This window comes from Mycolicibacterium sp. HS_4_1, from assembly GCF_054515875.1.
In genome coordinates this window covers 4,561,065-4,583,289 of record NZ_CM137261.1, presented here as the reverse complement: position 1 = coordinate 4,583,289, position 22,225 = coordinate 4,561,065, and the positions used below count along the sequence as shown (strand labels likewise).

The window sequence follows — 22,225 nt, the reverse complement described above, 5'->3', positions numbered from 1 at the left end:
ATGTTTGATGCCAGACTGCGGCAGCCGGAAATCAGGGCTATAGCCAGGTTCGCAGGTCGATGGCGACAGACGCAGAGAGCAGTGCGATGGCCAATACTTGCGCCCCCAAACTCCAGGTCAAGGCTTCCGCCTTGCGGTTGTTTCCTTCACGGAGCGACTTGATGGTGTGGGCCTGCCGGTCGACCCACATACGGCGCGCATCGTCTTCGGGTGCATGCCAGCAGTCATCCCCGGTGAGGTTCATGATTGTGTCTAATGCGGGGAGCTTGTAGGTCGTCGTTTGCGCGGCGATGAAGATCGCTATCACGGCCGACACCAGGAACGCCGACAGGGATGCAATCAAAAGTTCCACTGCGCAACGATTTTTGAACATGTGATCACTTCCGGTGACTACAGCAGTCAGTCCGAAGATCAGCGTTAGCAGGGATGTGCTGGTCGTGACGACTATCGTGCCGCGGCCTTCGAGGGCCTTTTTACGGTCGAACTCGGCTGCGGCGACCGCGGCGACAAGCTGTTCATAGACTTTCCCTGCGGGCCAGGTGAGAGACATCGGCATATCGAAATCGGGCTGAAGTCCTCGGTCTGAGTGGGTCCTGCCCAAGACACCTGGGACATCGACGTCAGTGCCCAGGAGTATCCAGGAAGGAACCGGTGAGCGCTCGGATGTTTGTTCGGGGTTGTTGGTCTTGATGGCGTCGTTTTCCCGCTCCCTCGGGCCGCTCGTCATGAATAAATAGACGGCGCACAGCGCTACGAACAACGCCAGCACGCCCCACGGAGACGGCGACGTGTCGTTGCGGGCAGCGAGGATCGCTACACCGGCGAAGATGATCGCGCTGATCGAGGCGAAAGCTGGTGCGCCCAGGTAACTCGTCCAGCCGGCGGAACGTCGTTTCGCCTGAGAGACATGGCGAGCCAGGACAAACAACGCAATGAACACAGCGACAAGGGATACCGTCGGGCAGGTCGTCATCTGGCGCAGTATCCCTCAGATCGCCTGCAATCTCTGCGCATACGGCGGACCCGAACAGGCTCGTCTTCACGACTTACTTCCCGGCAACGAGACACGAGTGGGCCACCACATCCGTTCGCCTAGCAAGGTCATTGCTGCAGGGACGAACACCGTACGGACGACTGCCCCACGCGCCAGCTCGTGCGAGCTAGGTGAGAGCTTCAGCAGCAGTGGTGGTTTCAATCCCCAATTGACTCGGTCTGCACCAAGTCGCCGACCAAGTCCTTGGGGAAGTCGTCGCGTCGCGGACCGGTCAGCGCAATGGGTTACGTCCAGGGCACTACCGACAGTAAGTGTGCCGTCCAGCTTCCAGCAAAGCTCGGCCCGCCCCAAGGAGAAAATGGAGCGGGCCGATATCTGCTCAGACGTGGGGATAGAGCGATTAAGTCCCAGCTTCCCCCAGCGATGCCGCGGCCGGCTCGTAGCAGTGAACAGCCAAGATGCATACGCCGACGCCGTTCATACGAGGGCTAGGACGCGTATTTCCGGCGCTACTGCCTCCCAAGAGGATAGTGATTAGTCCAATGGCCACGCCGCTGCTCGCCATCAGCCCTTTTCGTCGTCGTTGACGGCTCGGCCCGGCTGGGATCCCGCCAGCATGGTGGTGAGAGTTGTTACGGTGCTTCTGATTTTCCGGTAACATGGCGTCACCTTCCTTTCCAGTGGGTGCTCGGAGGGCTTACGAGGTCCGCAGTTCCAGCTGCGGACCTCTGCTTTTTCTCCGCACGTTTATAACGCTAACAATCGGGCCCTGATCCGACGCCCCACGCCGGGGCCCGTTCGCTCACAGCGTCACATGCCATCTGCACGCGGCCGCGCAACCAGCTGGGGCGCAGCTGCTTCGGGAGGTCGGTACCTATGCGGGAAATCGGCACCTATGCGCCAGACAGAACCCCTGGTAGGCACGGTTTGTCATCACTTCGGTTCATCGATAATCTTCTACCGCCGCGGCGCATCGACAAACTTGTCCGCGTGGTTGCTCCACCCAAGATGACAGGATTTGAACCTGCGGCCTTCCCGCTGAGGTCCACGTGGTCGCCGCGGCCGCTCGACAGATTCTCGCTCACGCGGGCTTAGCTCATTGGCAGAGCCCTGGTCACACGCGCCCGTGTCAATTTTTTGATGCTTTCTGTGGCGGCAAGTCCGCACTTGAAAGCGCAAGGCATCTAGATAGCGCAAGGCATCTAGACATATTGCCGAATCACTCTGTTACAGAGCGCTGGCCAGATTCAATCCGGCCAACCCTCTCGCGGGTCGCCCAAGTAGCCAAGGGCGGAACCGGCCGATGATCCCGCCGCGGATTCGATGTCGCGGCGCCGGCGCGCCAGTCGGTCGTCGATGCTCCGCTCGCCGGCGAGGATCAGCAGTGGTGCGGTCGGTTATCCGCCAGTTCGGGCCAGGCGCGGCAAGCAGCGTCGAGCGCGTGAGCGATCTCGTCGGTCTCGGTGATCGGGTGGCGCGGTCGAACTGTGGGCATACGACAGGTGTAACGCCCGATGGCAAGAGGAGAATTACACCAGCATTCGGCGGCCCGGCTCAACTCGAGATTTCGCCGGGCTCCGTTGCCGCTTGCTCGGCCGTCTCGTTCTTGTGGGCGATATAGCGATGCCACGCGTTGTCTCTTGACTTGCCGCGATACAGCTCGACGACGTCGCCGTCCAGGTCCGTGAACGTCGACCAGTACGGACGCTCGCCGCGCAGGTGAATGGTGTATACACCGTGGGGCCAATTCGTCGACCGTTGGATTTCGCCCCCATTCGGCGGATCCCAGATGATCTTCTTTGGGATGTTCACCCCCTCCAACATCGGCATCAAGTTGTAGCCGTAAGCGGGAATGTTCGTACGATGCGCCGTGATGAGCGCGTACTCACGCTTCGTCAGGGTGTCGTCACGTTCGCCTTCCCACAGAATCTCGCGCCGCCGCACGATGGGCAAGCCGGCACGAGCGTGGTCCTCCTGCATGCGGGCCAGCCCCATCGGGGACATGCTGCCCCAGTAGTTAGGATCGGCTGGCACTGAAGAGCCGATGTAGGCCTTGCCAACGTTGTCGTAGTGAATCTTGTAGATGATCGCCACAGTGGCCCTCCCGTCAACGATCAGAGTAATTGTCAATATCTGTGGATTGATGTTTTTCACGCGACCTCAATCCTGTCGCAGCGAGTGCGTCGGTGGCCGGTTCGGGTGGGGTGATGTCGACGGGCCGTTCGAGCAGCTTGCCAACTGTGGAACACCGCTCCAGTCCCGGACCAGGGCGACCAGGTGCGGTGCGTTCACCGCCCGCCAGCGGGCTTGTGCGGCGTCAATGAGCTTCTAGGCCATGGCAATACCAGCCGCGCGGAAACCTGGCCCCCTTGGTGCGCAGCCACAGCGTGGCGAAGTTCGACTCGATCGGGTTCTTTGGTGCGCAGATGCACCCAAGCGGCTACTCGATCCGACATTTCTGGCCCGTATCGACGCATGCCACGCTGGCCACAAGCTCGCTCGGTCGTTCCGTTCTAGGATTCGCCATCCAGAATGCGAAACTCTGTCCGCTATACCTGATGGAACAGCACGGATTCGCAGGTCAGGACACCGCGATATGACAGGGAGTTTTGCAACCTACAGTGGGGGTTGGGGTTGATTTTGGCCTAATATTACTGTTCCCGACTAGGTAAGTGCGTCGGGCAGGGCCTGAGTGGGAACACCCTGGCGACGCACGCCCCAGGCATTGGCGAGTCGTTCTTTGATCCAGCCGGTCGCGCTGTCGACGAAAGATGCACTCACGCAGCGGATCAGACCCCGAGTCCGGTCAGGGATCCCGTTCGTCGGCCTGATTGGATGGGGACGCAGTCAGGCGGAAAAGATTGAACGATCTCGATGCCCAGAGAATCCAGCCGATCGAGCAAGGTCGGTAGGTGGTCCATGGCCCCGGTGGGGAGGTCGTGTATCACGACCAGGCTCCACGGGCGGTTGAGCACGTCGCGCACGCAGCGCTCGACCCAGTGGACAGGTTCGTCCCAATCGTGCGGGACGCAGTTCCACAGCACGCAGGTGAATCCGTTTGCCTCGATGTAGTCGACCGCGGCCGGACTCAGCAGGCGTTCATCGAGGATGCCGTCACCTCCGTAGGGCCGAAACAACTTGCGTGGGTGGGCGAATGGTTCGATCAGATCTTGTGCGGCGCCGATCTCCCGCTCGGGTAATCGCGGGTCGTCGTCATCCCCGAACTGCGTCGAGTGGGTCATGGTGTGGTTACCGATCCAATGTCCTTCACTGGCCGCCCGCTCGATCATCGACATCGAACCGGGCGCCAATAGTTGTTCTCCGACAACGAAAAACGTCGAATGAATCGAGCGTTGACGCAAGATGTCAAGAACCGTCGGCGTTACTTCACTCGGCCCGTTGTCGAAGCTCAATGTGACTTTGGTGCTACCCACTGCGGTCGACTCCGCGCGCTTTGAGTCCAGCGACGACGAGATCGGCGACGAACTCGGCATGTTCGCGAACGGCAGCCGCGCTACGCGGATCGTCCGGCACCATCTGCTCGGCCAACGGCACCAAGCTGAAGGGCGCGGTCGCTCCGTGCGCGACCAGAAAATGCAGGCTGCGGACGTTCGCGTCCGATAGGACGCCTGCGTCGACCAGCACCTTCAATGGGGACAGGACCCGCATGATCGATGGGCCGATGTGCGCATCCCAGAGGTAGGTCAACCGCGCACTGGGTACCGCGCCCTCGACGGTGACCAGTCGCAGTATCTCGGGGTGCTCGGCGTGAAGTTCGAGGAACCGAACGATGGTGCTCCGTGTCGCGCCCAAAAGGTCACTGTCCGGGTCGGGATCGATATCGGCCATGCCGCGTTCAACCTGGCCGAAGGCCCAATCCACCGTGGCAAACCACAGGTCCTCCTTCGAACCGAACCGCTGGTGGATGAGGTTGTGGCTGACGCCGAGCTCCCGGTTCACCGCCGCGATCGAGGTCCCGTCGAATCCGCGTTCGGAGAACACCCGCAGTGATGCCGCCAGGATGTCGTCGACCGAGGCGGGCGACTCACTTGCCGGCGGACGACCACGACGTTTTCCGGATGTCATGCCGTAAATCTACCGAATATGTTGACGGCCATCAACTTTTATGATTAATTGATGATCGTCAATTTAAAGGTGTCCATTGGCCCTACGTCGACCCCAGGAGATTCGTCATGAAACGGGAAGAACACATGGTTGGCGAAACGTTCGCCTACCGGTTCACCAGCCCCGATACCGACCATGCCCTGCTCATCCAGCACGGCATGGGTGGGCACGGCGGCATCTACGACAACTTTGCTGCGCATTACGCGGGCCTCGGCGCTGACGTCTGGTCCATGGACGCACCCGGCCATGGCCGTTCGTGCGCGAGCCGACGCGCGGGTGATTTCACCATCGACGAATGGGTTACCGCCGCGCTGGAGATGGCCGACCACATCGCGGAAACGACGGGCTTGCCCGTATTCATCAAGGGATCGTCGCTCGGCGCCGCCGCTGCCTACTGCGCGTACGCCGCATCGGAACAGATCGCGGGTGCGATCTTGATGGGATACGGGATTCCATCCTCACCGCTGATCCCGTCAGATAACCCCTTCCGCACTGAGGCGTACGAGCAGTTGCTCGCCCTGTACGGCCATGTGCTCGAGTTCAACATCGACCGATTCATCGACTTCGACGAGGACTACGGCTTCCGTGGGGCAGGCAAGCAGAAGCACCGCGACCCACTCAACACCTGGACCTACGACTTCAAGGCGATGGGTTCGCTCATGCGGTACGACCCAGCTATTGCGTTGGCGGACAACACCAAACCAATCCTCTTCGCGGTCGGAGAAAAGGACCCCATCTTCACCCCGACATTGGCCAAGTTGGTCGTCGACGCCACAGGAGGACCGGTGGAATTCCACGTGCACCCGAACGGCGTACACCAGCTGATGCTGTTCCATACCGCCGACTACAGCCAGGTCGTGCGCACCTGGTGTCACAAGCAGCTGTCGAACACAACCGCACCGACGACCGACGGAAAGTAAGCGTCATGACTGCCATCCACCCCCGCGGGGTGAACCACCTCGCCATCTCCACTCGCGACATCAAAGCCCAGATTGCCTTCTTCACCGATGTTTTGGGCTGCCCACTCAAGGCGCTCTACCGCATGCACGGCGCGGAAGGGGCATGGCACGGGTTCGTCGAACTGAACCCAGAGTCTTACATCGCGTTCGTCTATCACCCCGAAAACCCAGACACCCGGGACTACGGCGTAACGCATGCCGGGAATGCCACCAACCCGGTGGCAGCCGGTGCGATGCAACATGTCTCGCTGCACGCCGCCAGTTTTGACGAGCTACTCGCGCTGCGTGATCGCATCCGCAGTCGGGGCATCGTCGTGATCGGTCCCGTCGATCACGGATTCTGTCAATCGATCTACTTCGCCGGTCCCGAGGGCATCACGCTGGAATTGACGACCGGTGAGGCGATCGATGACCGCGCTTGGATCGACCCGGAAATTGTCGCTATCAACGGCATTAACGCCGAGGAGCTCGAAAAGTACCGCAAACCAGAGCCTTTCGTTACGACTGCTGTTCCGGTACCCCAGCCGGGAAATGATCGATCCAAACCCCACCTGCATTACCCCGCGGAGGTCTACGAGCAGATCATCGCGATGCCCGACGAGATGGTATGGCAGCTGGTGAGTCAAACCGATCCGCCAGTTCGCCTCGACTAACTGCCAACCCCATTGGGCCCAATGCCGATCACGTTCGGTGGCCGGGCTCATCTCCGTCAACAGCACTGACACCAAAGGACTTACGCCATGAAGCTCGCTAACCTGAACGGCCGAGCCACACTGATCACCCACGCCGGCACCGTCGATCTCGCCCGTAGCTCCAACGGGCTCTTCGCCAGCAACTCTGACGAGGCAATCGGACAACTTGCCGACATTCGTGATTGGTATCGGAAAACGCAACCAACGCCCGATCTCACATACACGATCGCCAGCCTCACGAAAGATCTCACTCCGCTTGGACCGCCCGTGAGCAACCCCAGCCAGATCTTCGCGATCGGGCTGAACTATGCCGAACACGGCGAGGAGACCGGCCTCAGCATCCCCGACGTCCCACTGGTGTTCACCAAATTTCCCTCGTCGATCACCGGGCCGGCGGATGCTGTCCCACTGCCCACGGAGACCTGCGATTGGGAAGTCGAGATGGTCGTCGTCATCGGCACGCCGGGACGCAACATCGCCCGTGAACAAGCGGCGGACCACATCGCCGGATTCTGCGTCGGCCAAGATATTTCCAACCGGGAGGCCCAGATGACCGGAAATCCACCACAATTCAGCCTTGCCAAGAGCCACGCTTCGTTCACGCCGATTGGTCCCTGGATCACGACCCCAGATGAGCTCGCCAACCCTGATGACCTGGCGATCAGCGCGACCGTGGATGGCGACACAGTTCAATCCGCGCGAACTTCGGAGATGATCTTCGACGTCGCCACCTTGATCAGCCACCTGTCTACGTTCTGCGAACTGCGCTCCGGTGACCTCATTTTCACCGGCACTCCTGCCGGTGTGGGGTACTCGCGAATCCCGGCGCGCTATCTCAAGCCCGGGAACTTACTGGTCTCGACCATCGAGGGACTCGGCCAGCTCCGCAACCCCGTGATAGCCCAATAACGCCGAGAGGCAGGGAATTTCGCCCATGCCCGCCATCACCATGATCCTGGCCGCGGCGCTGGCGATTGTTCTCGCCGCGGCAGGCGGTCGAATCTCCTGAACGCAAGGCATCAGCCAGCCCGTCTCGAAACCTCCGAGGCAGGCTGGCGTTTTCACCGCTTTTCCTGACGCCCTGTGACGATGCGACGTTGACGTGAAAGTTTTGCCGGCTGCCAACTATGCCCCCGTTCTCGGGCGTCGCGGCCACCTGCCGTTCGAGACCAAGAATCTCCGGGCAAAGCCGAACATGGGACTGGCATCGCTCGGCGGCGCGATGGCACCGTTCGGCCGCGTGATCTTGCCTCGCGCCACGAGTTCCCCGACGACCGCAACGCCGCAGACCTGCGCGAGCAAGAGTGAGACGAGGACCAGGACTTGGACCGCCGCCGCCTGCGCGGCCGAGCCGGTGGCCAGCAGCACGCCGACGAATGCCCCGGGAAGCGTGACAAGTCCGGCGGTGCGGGTTTGGTCGAGGTTGGGCAGGAGGGCGTCCGACAGGGGTCGCTCGATGACTAGCATCCGCGAGAAGCGTTCCGACAGACCAAGTCCAAGAGCCGCCTCAACCTCACCGGCGCGCTGGGTCAGCGCATCGAGGGCACGCCGCGCCGCCACTGCAGATGCGGTCATCGTTCCGCCCAGGACGATGCCGAACACCGGCACCACGGCGATACCGGTGAACGGCACGACACCGCTGAGCGTCAGTAGCGGGATCACCATGACCATGCCGGCGGCCAAGGCGACGGGCAGCCACCGGGCACCGTGACGTGCCTGACTGCGACGAGCGGCAGTAATCGAGGCCACCATGAACATCACCAAAAGAACCAACATCGACGACCACATCCGCTGGAGGGCGACTGCGAGCACAGTCGACACCGCCGCGAGCTGAAGTGCCGCACGCACGGCGGCGCTCGGCGCTTCCCATATAGATCCGTTGAGCACGAAGCGGTTGACCGCGGCGGCTGCGAGGGCCATCACCGCACAAACGATGATGAGCATAGGAGTCAGCAGAGGTTCGGCGCCGCGCATGTGTCGAGTTTCCATGGCCGTCGCGCCCGGTGCGGTATTGGAGCCGGACATTGCACCGCATCAAAAAGTACAGGGCGAATCCCCGTCCAGACTGGCAGTGAGTTTCGCTTCGAGGCAGCCGATTTCGCTGCGCGAGCTCGGTAGGTGGTGTGGATCACTGGACGGTCGGTGTTTCGACTGATTCGAATGGGGTAAACATGAGATGGATGGATGATTGCGGGGGCATCGTCGCCGCCGCTTTGGTGTCGAGTTGGGGGCGCGTCCAGATGATTCGTACTGATCGATTGTTGATGACTGTCGTCGCGGCGGTGTCGGTCACGGCAGGTGGTGTAGCAACGGCCGGGCCCGCCGCGGCGGAGGCGTGTCCGGACGTGCAGGTGGTGTTTGCCCGAGGCACTTTCGAGCCCGCAGGTGTCGGGGGCGTCGGGCAGGCGTTCGTCGACTCGCTCCGTGCCAAGACGCCTGGAAAGTCGGTGGACGTCTACGCCGTCGATTACCCTGCGTCCCTTGACTTCGCGACCGCCGCCGATGGCGTGATCGACGCGAAAAACAAGGTCATGGCCACAGCGAACTCGTGCCCGAACACCAAGGTCGTACTCGGCGGCTACTCGCAAGGGGCAGCAGTGGCCGCGTACATCACCGAGGATCACGTGCCGCAGGGCTTCGCTTTGCCGCCGGGCCTGACCGGCCCGATGCCGCCTTCGGCGGCCGACCACGTGGCTTCCGTCGTCCTGTTCGGGAAACCGTCCAGCGGATTCCTGCAGATGATCTTTACGGGTGCGCCGCCCATTACCGTGGGCCCGCGCTACATCGGCAAGACCGACGACGTGTGCATCCCCGAGGACCCGGTGTGCTCGCCGACCGGCAGCGACCAGGGCGCCCACGGTGCGTACCCGGCGCGCGGGCTGACTGACCGCGCCGCCGACTACGTGGTGAGCCGGCTCGGCGGAACCGCGAAGCCGGCCCAGCCGGCCGTCCAGTCCTCTGGGCTCAGCTGATAGGCCATGAGTAGTCACTGAGCGGATCCTCGGAGGAGGTTCCGGTTCGGAGGAGGCTGCTCATGTCGGTGTTGGAGGTTGCGCTTGATCCGTCGACGGTGATCGTCGCGGTAGATCCGGGCAAGGCGTTCAATCGGGTATGGATCAGTAATGGATCCGGCCTGCTCGTGGATCCGAGGTCGTTGCCGGTCTCGCGAGAGGGCATCGCTGCGCTGGAGTTGGAGCTGAACAAACACGGCCCAGACTGTCCGGTGATCGCGATTGAAGCGACCGGAAGCCTGCACCACTCGTGGGTCGTCGAACTGGAACGTCGCCATCCAGGCTCGGTGCGGCTGTTCGCTCCGTCCGAGACGAAATCAGCACGGACGCAATTGGGTTCGGGCAGGTTCAAGACTGACGATCGAGACTGTGCGGCCTTGACGTACATGGCTCGCCAAGGCGGTGGTCGACGCTGCGGTCAGCTCGCGTCGGTGGAGGCGCTGCGCGCCGCGGTGCGTCACCGCCGAGGATTGGTCGCTGACCGCAAAGTCGCTCAACAACGGCTGCATGATCAGCTCAACGCACTATGCCCAGGATTGTCCGCGCCGGCCGGTCATGGACGATCCCTGGCCATAGAAACACCCACCGGCCTTGCCGTGCTGGCCTGTGCTGCGGCGTTCGCGGGACGGCCACCGCAGCGCCGGTCGCTGATGCGCCGGGCTCCGGGGCGATTGACGACCAGCACCGCGCAGTACTGGGTGACTCGGTGGCGTCAGTGTCTGCCTCCGCCACCCGACGCCGAACAACGTGCCCTTCGACTGGGCCGTGACGTGGACCGTTATCGCCGTCTGCGCGAAGACATTGATGCCATCGACCTGGAAATCGGGGCCTTGCTTTCCGAAACTGACGGTCAGATCCTGACCACACTTCCCGGCGTCGCCTCGATTCGCGCCGCGGCGTTCGCCGCACACAGCTTGCCGATCGACAGGTTCCCCGATGCCGAACATCTTTACTCGGCAACGGGTTTGGCGCCGGCTCTCTACCAGTCAGCCACCCTGCACCGACGCGGCCGAATCTCTCGACAAGGACTGGCCGAACACCGCGATGCCCTGATGGGCATCGCCTGGGGCCTGTCACAATTTTCGCCGTCGTTCACCGAACGCGACGCCGAACTCCGAGCCCGCGGCATGGCCCCGATCCAGGCCCGCGTCGCGCTCGCACGCCATGCATGCCGCCTGGCATACCGGCTACTTCGAACCCAACAACCCTTCGATGAACAGCGCTATCGTCAAGGAAGGCTCAGCAGCGAGCGGTGACGGCTATTCCGGCTATGCCGCTCGACGGCGCAACCTAGCTTGCCGCCCGCTCGCCCTGGGCCGCCATCACGGCGCACACGAAAGCCTGCCGCTCACGGCGACTAATCAGCCTGCCGGAACACGACGGCCCACCGACCACCACCGCCGACACACCGTTCATCGCGCCAAAAGCCGAGCGCCCGCCCGGCCGATCAACAACGCCCACGCCCACCCCTTGACTGCCACCGCGAAAGCTAGTCAACCGCCTTTCCCGGCGCGGCGCGGTTCGCCGGGACTGTCCGAACAACGGTGGATCTGATCTTGGTCTGACACGCCGAGCGTGAGCTTGGCGGGAAGGACTGACGATGTCAGAAACACTCGAATCTATGGCGATTGACCTGGATCAACGGCAGCTAGCGGAGCAGCTGCTCGCACAAGCGAAGGAACAAGGCGTCGAGCTGGTCGGCCCGAATGGGCTGCTGAACCAGTTGACCAAGAACGTGCTGGAAACGGCACTGGATGCCGAGATGGCCGAGCACCTGGGCTATGACAAGCATGACCCGGCTGGCCGCGGCAGCGGTAATTCCCGCAACGGCACCCGGACCAAAACGGTGTTCACCGAGATCGGCCCGGTCGAGATCGACGTGCCGCGGGACACCAACAGCTCGTTCGAGCCGCAGATCGTGAAGAAACGTCAACGGCGCCTGACGGGGATCGATGAAATCGTATTGTCGCTGACGGCAAAGGGATTGACCACTGGGGAGATTGCCGCCCACTTCGCCGACGTCTACGGAGCCACGGTATCCAAGGACACCATCTCGCGGATCACCGACAAGGTGGTCGGCGAGATGACCGAGTGGTGCAACCGGCCGCTGGAGTCGGTGTATCCGGTGGTGTTCATCGATGCGATCTTCGTCAAGGTCCGCGATGGTCAGGTCACCAACCGGCCCATCTACGTCGCGATCGGGGTCACCTGCACCGGTGAGCGCGACATCCTGGGCCTGTGGGCCGGCGATGGCGGTGAGGGTGCAAAATTCTGGTTGGCGGTACTCACAGAGATCAAGAACCGCGGCACCGCCGATGTGTGCATGGTGGTCTGTGACGGCCTCAAAGGGCTGCCGGAGGCGATCAACACGGTGTGGTCCCGCGCGGTGGTGCAGACGTGCGTGATTCATCTGCTGCGCAACACCTTTCGTTACGCGTCGCGTAAGTACTGGGATCAGATCGCCAAGGACATCCGGCCGGTCTACACCGCGGCAACCGAGGCTGCGGCCAAGGAACGGTTCGTCGAGTTCACCGCCAAGTGGGGTGCGCAGTATCCGGCAATCACGGCGCTGTGGGAGAACGCCTGGAGTGAGTTTGTGCCGTTCCTGGACTACGACGTCGAGATTCGTCGCGTCATCTGCTCGACGAATGCGGTCGAATCCCTCAATGCCCGCTACCGGCGGGCGATTCGGGCCCGCGGGCACTTCCCGACCGAACAGGCCGCGCTCAAGTGCCTCTACCTGGTGACCCGATCCCTAGACCCCACCGGCCGCGGTAAGGCACGATGGGCGATGAGGTGGAAGCCCGCACTGAACGCGTTCGCGATCACCTTTAACGGCCGGATCACTCCGACTGGCAACTAACCAAATGCCAGGATCAGATCCACCGTTTATCTGACAGTCCCGGTTCGCCGCACGGGGATGCGGTGTGGGATGCGGAGGCATGTGCGCGGGCGGCGGTGCAGTGCATCGGCGTCCTGAGTGGCGGCGTGGGCAGCGATGAATTGCGTGCTGCCGGAGCGGTTGAGGTCTTCGAAGACCCTCGCGCATTACGGGCTCATCTGCCGGAGAGCGCCATCGGGGCATTGCTCGGCTGAGTGCAACGGCGGCGAAAGCCTCACTACCCCAGCTGCTCGTCGAGCTTTTCCGTGTTGTGTGGCCCGCCGAGGTAAGTGACGAGGTTCTGTGGTGTGTAGGCCGGCCTGCGCTCATGTAGTTCGATGGCAGTGGAGGCGATGGATTCGCGGGCGGGATCAGTGACGCCGATCGGACGGATGTACGGGGGGATCAGCCGGTAGAAGCGAGTGCGTGAGTTCTCTGGTGGCTGCAGCGGGTTCGGGTGCACCGAGGTGCGGACGGTCATGGTGGCCGTCGGATCCGGTGCTGGGGCGTACGCGCACTCCCGATAACCGAAGGCCTCAGGCTCGAAGTGGAGGCCGTACTCCTGTGCGCGCCGCACCATCCACGGCAGCGTGATGTCGCTGAGGCCGGGCGGGTTGTAGCCGCCGCCGATATCGCAGTGCACGCCGGCGAACCACACCTGCTCGACACGTTGGGCGGGCGGCGCGTCCGGCGCCTGCTGCCAGATGGTGGGCCGGAAGGGCCCGCGTTTTTCGTCGATCGCCAGCGCCTGGAACGCGGCGTCGACCTTAGTGCTCAGCGCGGTGTCGTGGAACTGCCAGCGTCGGTTGAACAGGTCGACCAGGCGCAGCCCGTTCAGCGGGATGCCGAGTGCGCCGACGGTGTCCCAGACTCCGATGAAGCGGATGGATGGTTCGTGTGAGTAGGAGCTTCTGAAGAGGGTTGCCTCGACGCTGCGTGGATGGGTGGCGCTGCTGCGACTGCGATAGAAAGCGTAAGCCTCATCGATTTTGGCGGCGTACTCGCGGCGCAGGATTCCGCAATTGCGTACGAACCCAGCGGTGCTGCGGGCGGTGAACGCGCCGCGGCTGAAACCGAAGAAGAACAGTTCGTCGCCAGGGTCGTAGTTCTCCACGAGGAAGCGGTAGGTGTCACGGACATTGCGGGCCAGTCCAAAGCCGAAAGCGCCTCCGCGGATGTGTTCGAACCGGCTGGTCCCGACGCCGCGATGGTAGAAGATGCGCTGTTCGCAGCCTGCCGGGTCGCTGGGAGCGATGGCCAACGCGAGTTTGGTGACATTTGTAGGTGTAGATGTGCCGCCGCTGAGCTGATCGGGGGTGTTCCACGTGCCGTCGCAGCACAACACCACTCGCTTGGACATCCTGCGCTCCTTCCTTGGCGGCCAAACCGAGGTTCAGAGATTGGTTAAGGGGCTGATCATGGGGGCGTGGTCGGACGATCTGGCAGCGCGGTGAGGACCCTGTGCACTCACATCCGAGCCTTTCATCGGCGTCGCTAAGGAACAATAATCACCCCGAGACCAGTTTCTGCTCGATCCAGCAAAACAGCCTGTGCCTGGCAGCAGCGTCGAAGAGCGATGATGACCGCGGTCGCATGCTTACTGTGAAATAGGCTTGAACGCAGCTGTTTTCAGCGCTTCTGGATGGCGAACTGCGTGCACCAGGTACCTCCAGACCCGATTTCCAGGACGGAGCACTCGTTAGCTCAAAACCTCATCAGAGTGATATCAGCTACCCATCGTCAGAGTTGACGGCGCAGTCGGTCCGTGCGATTCTCGTGAACGTGAGTTGAAGTACCGAACAAGCCGGGGGGCTTGCGGCGAGGTATTTGCAAGGGGGACCAGATGTTTCACGGAATTTTACGAACGCTGAGGTGCGCCGTCATGGCTACCATTCGCAACCAAGGCGTCGAAGTTGCTGGCCAGCGGCGTGCGCAGGATTCTCGGTCATACCACTTCGATGATCCCTGGGTGGATTGAGCGCTGCCGCCATCTTTGAGTAGCGGCGGCGAGCACCTACCGTGGTTTCGGGATATCAGCCGCGACCATTGTCGGCCATCGGCTTTCGTGTGGCGCACCGCAGGCCGCGAGGACTGCAGCCGACCGATCAAACGAATCTATTCGACGCGCGACGCTCTGGTCGCGCTACCCGGCGCCAGGGCCGGCCGGCGCCGTTCACCTGACTTGAGATCTGAAAGGGCCGCTACGCAAGATGGCTGAGGCGAGATCGTAGCGGCAGTCAAAAGCGTTGTTCTGAAATCAGATTGGTCCGGGTCAAGACACGAACGCATCGCCTTGTATCTCCACGACTGGCGAAAGCCGCGGCCACCGGTAGTTGCGTGAATCTCCACACTGATCGACTCTTCAGAGAGGCAAGAAGGTGCTCTATTTCGGTTTACTCGATTTGATCGTGCTGGTCGTGGCGATTATCGATTGTCAGCTCCGGTCGAATCCTGAGCAGCCTGCTCCGGTCGAAAAGTGAGCAGGTTTACGGGGTTGAGTCTGCCTGACGATCGACTTCTACGGAGGGCAGTGACTCGATCGCGGTGTGTTTGATGCGGTAGCTGGTGCCTTTGAGGGCGATGACGTCGGCATGGTGGACGATGCGATCGATCATCGCCGAGGCGATGGTGGCTTCACCGAAGACCTGTCCCCACCGCGAGAACGGCAGGTTGGAGGTCAAGATGATCGACGACTTCTCGTATCGGGTCGAGACGAGCTGGAAGAACAGGTTGGCTGCCTCGGTGTCGAACGGGATGTAGCCGACCTCGTCGATGACGATCAGCCCGTAGCGGGAGACCTTGCGCAGTTCGGCATCGAGTCGGTCGATGCGGTGGGCTTCGGCCAGGCGAGTGATCCAGCCGGTGGCCGGGGCGAACGCGACCCGGTGCCCGGCGTGGGCGGCGGCGATGGCCAGCGCGGTCGCCAGATGGGTTTTGCCGGTGCCTGGCGGCCCGAGCAGCACGATGTTGCGGGCTTCGGCCAGCCAGCCCCCACCTTCCAGTCGGGCGATCTGAGCGCGATCGACGGCGGGTTGAGCGGTGAAGTCGAAATCAGTGATCGTCTTGATCGCAGGGAAACCCGCATACCGGATACGTTGGCGTGCACCGGATTCAGCGCGGGCATTGGACTCCACCGCCAACACCGCACCCAGATAGTCCTCCAACGACCAGTTCGCCGCCCGGCCTTGCTCGGCGAGACGGTGATAGTGCGCGGCGATCCGCGGAGCTTTGAGGAGGCGAGCTTGATGGGCGATGAGCTTGTCGGCATCACCTGGGGCCGGGGTGCGCTTGGTGGCCATCAGGCGACCTCCCCAGTCCCGAAGATCGCGTCGTAGGCACTCAGGTCAGCGACCTCGACGCTGACATCGAGATGAGCGCCGGCGGTCGGGCGGGTACGGAACTGCTCGCGCAGCACCGCCGCAGCGGCCACGTGTTCGGGGTCAGACACTAATCCTGCTGTGCCCCAAAGTCGTTCATGATCAGCAACCACACGATCGCCACACAGGCCGGTGATTCGGTCCAGGCTGGCCCGCAGGGTGATCATGCGGCCGATCACCTCCGGATGGATCGAGTACGAGTTGCCACCGAGGCTGAGGTAGTAGTCGCGGCCCAGACGCGTGGTCACCGTCGTGCCGGTCACCGGGGCCACCGGCGGTAGCGTGGCCATCGCCGCCCGGTCGGCGACGAGTGCGTCCGCGGGGATCATCCGGGTGCCCGCGTGGGTGCGCCTGTTGGCATACGAGGCCAGCCAGCCGTGCAACTGAGCATTGAAATCGGCCGGTGAGGCGAAGGTGCGCCCGGGCAGAAATGACCTACCCAGGTAGCCGTTGGCGCGTTCCACCACCCCTTTGGTTTCGGGATCATAGGGCCGAGCTTGGATCAGTCGGGTTCCCAACACCCCGCAGAACCCAGCCACCCCTTGAGCGAGGCGGCGGCGTTGACCAATGCCGGACTCGTTGTCCCACAACAGACTCCGAGGAACGCCACCGATGTTCTCGGCGATCAGCTGCCACATCCCGGCCAGCAGATCCCCGGTTACTCGCGACGGAATCATCACCGCGGCGATGAACCGCGAGTAGGCGGCCACCATCACCAGCACCGGAAACGACCGAGCTACTCCGCCGTGATCAGGGACCAGCTGGCCGGGGAACCACAGATCGCACTGCACCTGCTCACCGGGCAGATGCACCAACCGGTCGCTGGGATCGGGTGGGGTGTACTCCGGGCGGATCCTGGTCACGTTCTCTGCGAACCAGGAATGCCCACCCGTCCAACCGACCCGCTCAGCGATCACGGTCGTCGGCATCAGCGGAAACTCGGTGAGCAAGGCCCGTACCGCTGGTTCGATCTGCGCCCACGCCGAGGTCTTCACCGGCGCCCGCTCATAACACGGTGGTGCATCCGCCCGCAACGCTCTGGCCACGGTGTTTCGCGACAAGGACAGCCGCCGCGCGATCGCAGCTTGCGACAGTTTCTCCGACCGATACAGCCGGCGAATCTCCGCCCAATCCTCCACAGTGATCACTCTCCAATCGAAAGGTGAAGTGCTCACTTTTCGACCGGAACTACCTGCTCACTTTTCAACCGGAACTGACAATCGATATCGCGTCCTCCGAGGAACACGAGGTGCGCGGATTGCCGCGCGTGCTATGGATTTTGATCGTGCTTCTGCTCCCGTTGGCGGGCTCGATCGCATGGTTTGTCGCCGGACGACCCGTCGCGGCTGTACCGCGCCATCGTGATCTGCCTGCCCGCGGGTTCCCTGAGTACGACAAACCGGGCCGGTACATCCCGGAGGATCCCGCAGCTGACGAGGAATTCCTGCGGCGCTGCCGCGAGCGGGCCGAACGACAACGTCGAGCGGCCAGAGAGCAACGCGCGCAAGGTGATGCCGGCAACGACGCCGCGCCCACCACGTAGGGGTGTTCGCCGGGCGCCGTTTGTGCCGGCGGGCCTGTGCCGGGTGTGAGCCCACGCGAACCCGACACCCCAACGGTGAGAACCCCGCCAGGGGCTGCGGCAACTCGCACCGAGGCGCGAAACCAGCAAAATGCGGGGCGTCTGCGCTTGCCGCGACAGCACGCCTTTTAGGTGCCGGTCGACAGGTCTGGCCACTTTTTCGAGACTGATTGCCACTAGGGGTTGACACGTCAGTCCGATAGGTGGGATCGTCAACGGCGCAAGGGGGTGGTAGGTGTCGCAGGGGTGACGGCGCCTACCGGGATCAACCCCCATGGCTCGTTCGCTTTGAGCGGAGGGCGTGACCTTCCTCGTCCAACGGCAGTCGAGTGAACGACAAAGAACGCGGGACGGATACGCCACCGCGGTAGGAATTTTCGCAGCAGGGGTGGGACCGATGTCGACACAGCAAGAATCGAGCGATGGGTGTGCGCAGCTCGGGGACGCCGAAAATTGTCGGTATCGGTTACGTCCTGAGCTGCAACCACTGCACGCCCTGGTGCACACGGCGCCTTCCCCATGCGCGCCAATTACTGGTGCGATACCCCGGTTGGTGACCCAACCGGTGCGGGAGGTCCGCGTCGCGTACTGGCGGGCACGCAAGCTGATTGACGGAGGCTGGCGGATTCACGCGCTCGGCGAGTCCCTTGCGCGTTACGGGTTCATCGCCGAAATCCCTTATGGCAAAGGCGAAACGGCGTTGGTCGTCTTCGACCGCACTTCCGACCCTAGTCTCAGCGCGGCACATGCTCTGGCCAACGACCTGAGGTGGCTCAGTGCCGACCACCGCCACCATCTACGTCGATTGATCGACGCGCTTCACGCCGACGCGGCCGTCGCCAAACCAGACGACTCCTAGGAACTGCGACCGTTATCCACGGCCTGCGCCATGCCAGACGGTTCGAGCGGGGACGCCCTGAGAGTCAGGGGGAGAGGAATCACGCTGATGTTCGATCCCACGAGTGGTGTAGTTCTGGCCTTCACCACCGCGGCCTCATTGGGCTTGCTCATCGGGACTCTGGGACGCCGGCTGGCGCGCGTCGTCGACGAGTATCGCGTCGACTCTGTCGGGCACTCAGATGGCCACCAGCAGACGTCCGCAGCGACAACCTGCCGTCCCGAATTCATCGCGAACGGGCAACGCCCGTGAGTTCGGAACGTTCGCGACGTCGTCGGGTGTTGCCGGCGATCCGGGGCGTCGCGTTTCTGGCGGGCACGATCATCGCCACAGCGATCATCTACGCGTATCCGATGCTGCTGCCCGCGGCGATCGCAGCGATCACCACGGCCGTCTTCCTGTGGGAGCGCGATGCCGCGCGCGTACCCCGGCGCGGGCCGGATACTCGCAGGGCCTGAGATTGTGCAAGGAGGGAACCGCAATCTCCAAGTGGCGGCGCAGAAGTGGGCGCGAGGGAGCCGGTGAGCGCGATGGCCGTCTATTCGCTCGAACCCGCCGTGACGGCCGCTGACGTCAGAACCGGATACCTGGGTGCATGAGTACGTCTTTTGACCAGGACATCGGCGTGGACGACGAACTGCTTGGCTCGGCCAAAAGGGTCCCCTTTTCGCCAGACTGGACGAGTATCGAGGCAGCCCGCTCGCAATTACGACAGACGCATCACCGATTTCTAGGCAGAGTTTCGTGACCCCCGATGACGAACCGACCACTCGCGCCGCCCGCAGCGCGCGCGTCGGGCAGGTCGCCGCCCGCCATTTGGCTCGCCGAGCGACAGGCGCCATCCGTGAGCCGTTCCTGACCGAACACGAGAAGGCGCGGGCGCGAGATGAACAGATGTTGCGCCTGGCTGACGACTTGGCCAAGACGCTGGGCACCATGAAGGGTGCGGCGATGAAGCTCGGGCAAGCGATTTCGTTGCTCAACTTCGGCCTCAGCTCGGCGGAAACCCGTGACGAGTTCTCCCGCCGGCTGTCACCGTTGTTCAGCCGTGCTCCTGCTGTCGACAGCTCCGTCATGCTTCGGTTGCTGGACGCCGAGTGGGGTGCCCGCCGAAACCTCGTGCGCTCTGTCGAGTCTGAGCCGATTGCGACCGCATCGCTGGGGCAGGTGTACCGGGCTACGCTCGCGGACGGCCGCCGGGTGGCCATCAAGGTCCAATATCCGTCGGTCCGTCAAGCGGTTCGTGCGGACTTGAAGAACTTGGCGCTGTTGGTTCGGATGCGCGCGATCCCGTTCCCGTTCCAGGGCCTGGATGCGGTCGTGGCTGAAGTCAGCCGGCAGATCAGCGCGGAACTGGACTACCGCGCAGAACTGACCAACCATCGGGCCGTGTTCGAAGCGCATCGCAATCATCCGGTATTTGTGATCCCCGAACCGATCGATGACTTGTGTACAGACCGAATCGTGGTCACCGAGTACCTCGACGGCACACCGCTGGATCAGCTCAGCGACCTCGCCCAGCCGGCCCGAGACCACATCGGCGAGGCCATCTTTCGCTTCTACTGCGGTGGCATCTACACCAACGGACACTTCTGTGCGGACCCACACCCGGGCAATATTCTGCGGCTGCCCGATGATCGAGTCGGCTTTGTCGACTTCGGCTTGTACGTGCGAATGAGCGAAAGTGAGGTCGAGCTCCAACGATCCGCGCTCGAAGCGGTCATCCGGAACGACACGGAGACCGCGTATCGGTTGGCCTGTGCCGCAGGGTTCATCCTCGATTCCGATGCGATGCCCGCCGAGATGGCGATGCGCTACATGCGGGAAGTCGCCGGCTGGTACCTCACGCCGGGCCTGGTCCAGATGACCGACAAAGTCGCCTACAAAGCGCTGTCCCAGGCGATACTGCCGCGGTCTGATTTTCGCTCGGGCATGTATCAGCAGCAGATGCCCGGCGCTCACACTTTTTCGCGCCGAACCGAGATGAGTGTGTGCGCCCTACTGGGAACCCTGCAGTCCTGTGGCCCCTGGTACGACATCGCGTGCGAGTGGGCGTTGGGGAATCCGCCATCGACACCGATGGGCCGGCGAATCGAGCAGTGGCGCTTAGGAATCCGGTAAAGCCTGGCGCATGCCGCCGAGCAGGAACGCAGAGCACGAATCAGCGACCTGCGCGGCATCGAAATCGGCGTCCTCGTCGAGGAGCACCGGCAGGGTCGCCGCTACGACGCAGGACACCACAGCGAGCCCGACGGTCTGCAATTCGCCGTCCTCGCGGACCCACCCACGGTCGCGTCCCTCGGCCAGGAACGCGGCGACTTGGGCGCCGAGGTTGCCGTAGCCCGCGACCGCGGCCGCGTACGCCTGCTCATCGACACCTGGCGCGGTGACCAACGTGAACGAGATCAACTCACGATTACTGCCGATGTAGTCGATTGCCCTTCGTACCCGGGCAGTGAATTCAGCGACGTAATCGGCGCGACAGGAAGGCGTGGCACGCTCGCCCTGGCCGACCAGGGCGGCTGCCAGCTCCTGGATCGTTCGGCTCAAGATGGCGTCAAGGATGTCGCGCTTGCTCCGGAAGTAGTTGTAGAACGTGCCGTGGCCGACCCCGCAACGCTCGACGATGTCGGACACGTCAACGTCGCGGTATCCACGCTCAATGAACAGCTCGATCGCAGCTGCGTAGAGCTGCGCTGCCCGCTCAGGCATTGCCGGCCGTTTCTTCGGCGGACTCGTCGGTCAGCAACCCGTGATCAGCGATGGCTGCTATCGAGGCCAGGAATGCGGTACGTGACGCAGTTGAGGTGTTCCCTTGCACCGACATCAGTAAGCCCGGACCGGCCAATCCCAACACCATGCGGCCGAGCAATGCCCATGTGGGACGGTTGATTTCGGTGGCCCGATCGGGGTTGGCCGTTTCAAACAACTGAGTCAACATGACGTCCAAGGCGGAGAACAGGCCGTTCACGCGATACCGGAGCTCGGAGTCGATGGCGCTGCTTTCCACTGTGATCAGCCGGACTATGTTCGGATCGTCATCGACAAGGGCAAACATCCGCGTGCCGAACACCGTGATGAGTTCCAACGCCTGCCGATAATCGGTCAGATCCAAACGAGTCAAAGAACGCGGGCGCAACGCCCGCATGACCTTCGCAACCGCGTAATCGAAGACATCGTCAAGCAGAACGCGCTTGCTCGCGTAGTGGCGGTACAAGGTTCCCTGCCCGACATTGGCCTGACGCGCGATGTCCGACATCGATGTTCGGTCATAGCCGCGTTCGGTCAGGACGGCATACGCCGCTTGGACGATGGCCCGGCGCCGCGCGGCTTTCGCCGTGGGATTGGCCGGCCGACCGCGCGTACGGGGTTCACCGGCCGGATCGGCGACACGTGAGCTCGACACCGGGCACAGTTTAGGGGTCCGACGCGATCCGACAGCAAGTTTCCCCATCACCCGGAAACGGTGCTCCAGGGGACCCGGGTGGGGTGCGCGGCGACACCGAGGTTGGAGTTGACGCGTCAGTCCGATTATGTAATGCTCGTCATTGCAGATGATTCACCAGGCAAGTCGGGTGATCCGGCCCTCGTGGGGAACGGTGCTTGGAGGACGGCGGGGGGACACGGCAGCGCCTCGTCGAAAGATCGGCTCGGTTTGCTGCGGAGGCTGAATCGTCCGCGGCCGGCGAGCGCGGTTGACCCGCCA

At 62.9% G+C, this 22,225-nt stretch carries 21 protein-coding genes and 1 pseudogene; 11 read left to right on the top strand and 11 right to left on the bottom strand.

The features are described from left to right. Positions 1 to 37 precede the first annotated feature (37 nt). From ACX12F_RS22110 to ACX12F_RS22090, 5 genes and pseudogenes are all read right to left on the bottom strand, one after another. Positions 38 to 973, bottom strand: a complete 936-nt coding sequence (locus ACX12F_RS22110; RefSeq protein ID WP_459366471.1) for a hypothetical protein — start codon at positions 971 to 973, stop codon at positions 38 to 40. Between the two features lie 1,575 nt (positions 974 to 2,548). Further along, entirely contained in the window at positions 2,549 to 3,148 is a 600-nt protein-coding gene (locus ACX12F_RS22105) for a hypothetical protein (protein WP_459370579.1), read from the bottom strand. Next, a pseudogene (locus ACX12F_RS22100) lies at positions 3,102 to 3,429 on the bottom strand (hypothetical protein); the annotation flags it as partial. The pseudogene ACX12F_RS22100 and the gene ACX12F_RS22105, both read right to left, overlap by 47 nt. A 354-nt stretch (positions 3,430 to 3,783) precedes the next feature. Then, positions 3,784 to 4,428, bottom strand: coding sequence for a polysaccharide deacetylase family protein (locus tag ACX12F_RS22095; RefSeq protein ID WP_459366470.1), 645 nt, complete (start codon positions 4,426 to 4,428; stop codon positions 3,784 to 3,786). Further along, on the bottom strand, positions 4,421 to 5,080 hold the full coding sequence (locus tag ACX12F_RS22090; protein WP_459366469.1) for a TetR/AcrR family transcriptional regulator: 660 nt from the start codon (positions 5,078 to 5,080) through the stop codon (positions 4,421 to 4,423). The genes ACX12F_RS22095 and ACX12F_RS22090 overlap by 8 nt, the downstream gene beginning before the upstream one ends. Positions 5,081 to 5,187: 107 nt before the next feature. Between ACX12F_RS22090 and ACX12F_RS22085 the strand changes: the two genes are divergently transcribed. From ACX12F_RS22085 to ACX12F_RS22075, 3 genes are all read left to right on the top strand, one after another. Continuing rightward, positions 5,188 to 6,039 (top strand): alpha/beta hydrolase, encoded by an 852-nt coding sequence (locus tag ACX12F_RS22085; protein ID WP_459366468.1) that lies wholly within the window; start codon positions 5,188 to 5,190, stop codon positions 6,037 to 6,039. A gap of 5 nt (positions 6,040 to 6,044) precedes the next feature. Beyond that, on the top strand, positions 6,045 to 6,731 hold the full coding sequence (locus ACX12F_RS22080; RefSeq protein WP_459366467.1) for a VOC family protein: 687 nt from the start codon (positions 6,045 to 6,047) through the stop codon (positions 6,729 to 6,731). Between the two features lie 87 nt (positions 6,732 to 6,818). Then, positions 6,819 to 7,679 carry a fumarylacetoacetate hydrolase family protein gene (locus ACX12F_RS22075; RefSeq protein ID WP_459366466.1) on the top strand — a complete coding sequence of 287 codons (861 nt, stop codon included), beginning with the start codon at positions 6,819 to 6,821 and terminating at the stop codon, positions 7,677 to 7,679. Positions 7,680 to 7,895: 216 nt separating this feature from the next. On the opposite strand, the gene ACX12F_RS22070 is transcribed toward ACX12F_RS22075, so the two are convergent. Beyond that, a complete protein-coding gene (locus ACX12F_RS22070; RefSeq protein ID WP_459366465.1) occupies positions 7,896 to 8,744 on the bottom strand; it encodes an ABC transporter permease in 849 nt (282 codons plus the stop codon). Between the two features lie 266 nt (positions 8,745 to 9,010). Between ACX12F_RS22070 and ACX12F_RS22065 the strand changes: the two genes are divergently transcribed. The 3 genes from ACX12F_RS22065 to ACX12F_RS22055 all read left to right on the top strand — a co-directional run bounded on the left by ACX12F_RS22065 (position 9,011) and on the right by ACX12F_RS22055 (position 12,644). Beyond that, positions 9,011 to 9,742 (top strand): cutinase family protein, encoded by a 732-nt coding sequence (locus ACX12F_RS22065; RefSeq protein WP_459370461.1) that lies wholly within the window; start codon positions 9,011 to 9,013, stop codon positions 9,740 to 9,742. A 62-nt stretch (positions 9,743 to 9,804) separates the two neighbouring features. Beyond that, positions 9,805 to 11,037, top strand: coding sequence for an IS110 family RNA-guided transposase (locus ACX12F_RS22060; protein WP_459366464.1), 1,233 nt, complete (start codon positions 9,805 to 9,807; stop codon positions 11,035 to 11,037). Positions 11,038 to 11,402: 365 nt separating this feature from the next. Further along, positions 11,403 to 12,644, top strand: coding sequence for an IS256 family transposase (locus ACX12F_RS22055; protein ID WP_459366463.1), 1,242 nt, complete (start codon positions 11,403 to 11,405; stop codon positions 12,642 to 12,644). A gap of 256 nt (positions 12,645 to 12,900) precedes the next feature. On the opposite strand, the gene ACX12F_RS22050 is transcribed toward ACX12F_RS22055, so the two are convergent. The 3 genes from ACX12F_RS22050 to istA form a co-directional block, all read right to left on the bottom strand. After that, positions 12,901 to 14,022 (bottom strand): T6SS phospholipase effector Tle1-like catalytic domain-containing protein, encoded by a 1,122-nt coding sequence (locus ACX12F_RS22050; protein WP_459366462.1) that lies wholly within the window; start codon positions 14,020 to 14,022, stop codon positions 12,901 to 12,903. 1,126 nt (positions 14,023 to 15,148) lie between these two features. Beyond that, positions 15,149 to 15,961 carry an IS21-like element ISMyma9 family helper ATPase IstB gene (gene istB, locus ACX12F_RS22045; RefSeq protein ID WP_459366461.1) on the bottom strand — a complete coding sequence of 271 codons (813 nt, stop codon included), beginning with the start codon at positions 15,959 to 15,961 and terminating at the stop codon, positions 15,149 to 15,151. Next, positions 15,961 to 17,178 carry an IS21 family transposase gene (gene istA / locus ACX12F_RS22040; protein WP_459370284.1) on the bottom strand — a complete coding sequence of 406 codons (1,218 nt, stop codon included), beginning with the start codon at positions 17,176 to 17,178 and terminating at the stop codon, positions 15,961 to 15,963. The genes istB and istA overlap by 1 nt, the downstream gene beginning before the upstream one ends. A gap of 23 nt (positions 17,179 to 17,201) precedes the next feature. On the opposite strand from istA, the gene ACX12F_RS22035 reads away from it, so the two are divergent. The 5 genes from ACX12F_RS22035 (at position 17,202) to ACX12F_RS22015 (ending at position 20,640) form a co-directional block, all read left to right on the top strand. Beyond that, positions 17,202 to 17,582 (top strand): PLDc N-terminal domain-containing protein, encoded by a 381-nt coding sequence (locus tag ACX12F_RS22035; protein WP_459366460.1) that lies wholly within the window; start codon positions 17,202 to 17,204, stop codon positions 17,580 to 17,582. 589 nt (positions 17,583 to 18,171) lie between these two features. Beyond that, positions 18,172 to 18,480 (top strand): hypothetical protein, encoded by a 309-nt coding sequence (locus tag ACX12F_RS22030; RefSeq protein WP_459366459.1) that lies wholly within the window; start codon positions 18,172 to 18,174, stop codon positions 18,478 to 18,480. An 87-nt stretch (positions 18,481 to 18,567) separates the two neighbouring features. Next, positions 18,568 to 18,771, top strand: coding sequence for a hypothetical protein (locus tag ACX12F_RS22025; protein WP_459366458.1), 204 nt, complete (start codon positions 18,568 to 18,570; stop codon positions 18,769 to 18,771). After that, complete coding sequence (locus ACX12F_RS22020) at positions 18,768 to 18,977, top strand: hypothetical protein (protein WP_459366457.1); 210 nt, start codon at positions 18,768 to 18,770, stop codon at positions 18,975 to 18,977. Before ACX12F_RS22025 ends, ACX12F_RS22020 begins: the two co-directional genes overlap by 4 nt. Positions 18,978 to 19,263: 286 nt before the next feature. Continuing rightward, positions 19,264 to 20,640 (top strand): ABC1 kinase family protein, encoded by a 1,377-nt coding sequence (locus ACX12F_RS22015; RefSeq protein WP_459366456.1) that lies wholly within the window; start codon positions 19,264 to 19,266, stop codon positions 20,638 to 20,640. On the opposite strand, the gene ACX12F_RS22010 is transcribed toward ACX12F_RS22015, so the two are convergent. Next, positions 20,626 to 21,231 (bottom strand): TetR/AcrR family transcriptional regulator, encoded by a 606-nt coding sequence (locus tag ACX12F_RS22010; protein ID WP_459366455.1) that lies wholly within the window; start codon positions 21,229 to 21,231, stop codon positions 20,626 to 20,628. The two genes, ACX12F_RS22015 and ACX12F_RS22010, sit on opposite strands and share 15 nt — an antisense overlap. Continuing rightward, on the bottom strand, positions 21,224 to 21,925 hold the full coding sequence (locus ACX12F_RS22005) for a TetR/AcrR family transcriptional regulator (RefSeq protein ID WP_459366454.1): 702 nt from the start codon (positions 21,923 to 21,925) through the stop codon (positions 21,224 to 21,226). The genes ACX12F_RS22010 and ACX12F_RS22005 overlap by 8 nt, the downstream gene beginning before the upstream one ends. Positions 21,926 to 22,225 lie beyond the last annotated feature (300 nt).

Excerpts from the sequence above, each read along its gene's own strand:
- ACX12F_RS22060 (WP_459366464.1), top strand. The coding sequence starts at position 9,805 with ATGTCGGTGTTGGAGGTTGCGCTTGATCCGTCGACGGTGATCGTCGCG.
- ACX12F_RS22070 (WP_459366465.1), bottom strand. The coding sequence starts at position 8,744 with ATGCGCGGCGCCGAACCTCTGCTGACTCCTATGCTCATCATCGTTTGT.
- ACX12F_RS22090 (WP_459366469.1), bottom strand. The coding sequence starts at position 5,080 with ATGACATCCGGAAAACGTCGTGGTCGTCCGCCGGCAAGTGAGTCGCCC.
- ACX12F_RS22085 (WP_459366468.1), top strand. The coding sequence starts at position 5,188 with ATGAAACGGGAAGAACACATGGTTGGCGAAACGTTCGCCTACCGGTTC.
- ACX12F_RS22010 (WP_459366455.1), bottom strand. The coding sequence starts at position 21,231 with ATGCCTGAGCGGGCAGCGCAGCTCTACGCAGCTGCGATCGAGCTGTTC.
- ACX12F_RS22025 (WP_459366458.1), top strand. The coding sequence starts at position 18,568 with ATGTTCGATCCCACGAGTGGTGTAGTTCTGGCCTTCACCACCGCGGCC.
- ACX12F_RS22065 (WP_459370461.1), top strand. The coding sequence starts at position 9,011 with ATGATTCGTACTGATCGATTGTTGATGACTGTCGTCGCGGCGGTGTCG.
- ACX12F_RS22110 (WP_459366471.1), bottom strand. The coding sequence starts at position 973 with ATGACGACCTGCCCGACGGTATCCCTTGTCGCTGTGTTCATTGCGTTG.
- ACX12F_RS22050 (WP_459366462.1), bottom strand. The coding sequence starts at position 14,022 with ATGTCCAAGCGAGTGGTGTTGTGCTGCGACGGCACGTGGAACACCCCC.
- ACX12F_RS22075 (WP_459366466.1), top strand. The coding sequence starts at position 6,819 with ATGAAGCTCGCTAACCTGAACGGCCGAGCCACACTGATCACCCACGCC.
- istB (WP_459366461.1), bottom strand. The coding sequence starts at position 15,961 with ATGGCCACCAAGCGCACCCCGGCCCCAGGTGATGCCGACAAGCTCATC.
- ACX12F_RS22080 (WP_459366467.1), top strand. The coding sequence starts at position 6,045 with ATGACTGCCATCCACCCCCGCGGGGTGAACCACCTCGCCATCTCCACT.
- ACX12F_RS22055 (WP_459366463.1), top strand. The coding sequence starts at position 11,403 with ATGGCGATTGACCTGGATCAACGGCAGCTAGCGGAGCAGCTGCTCGCA.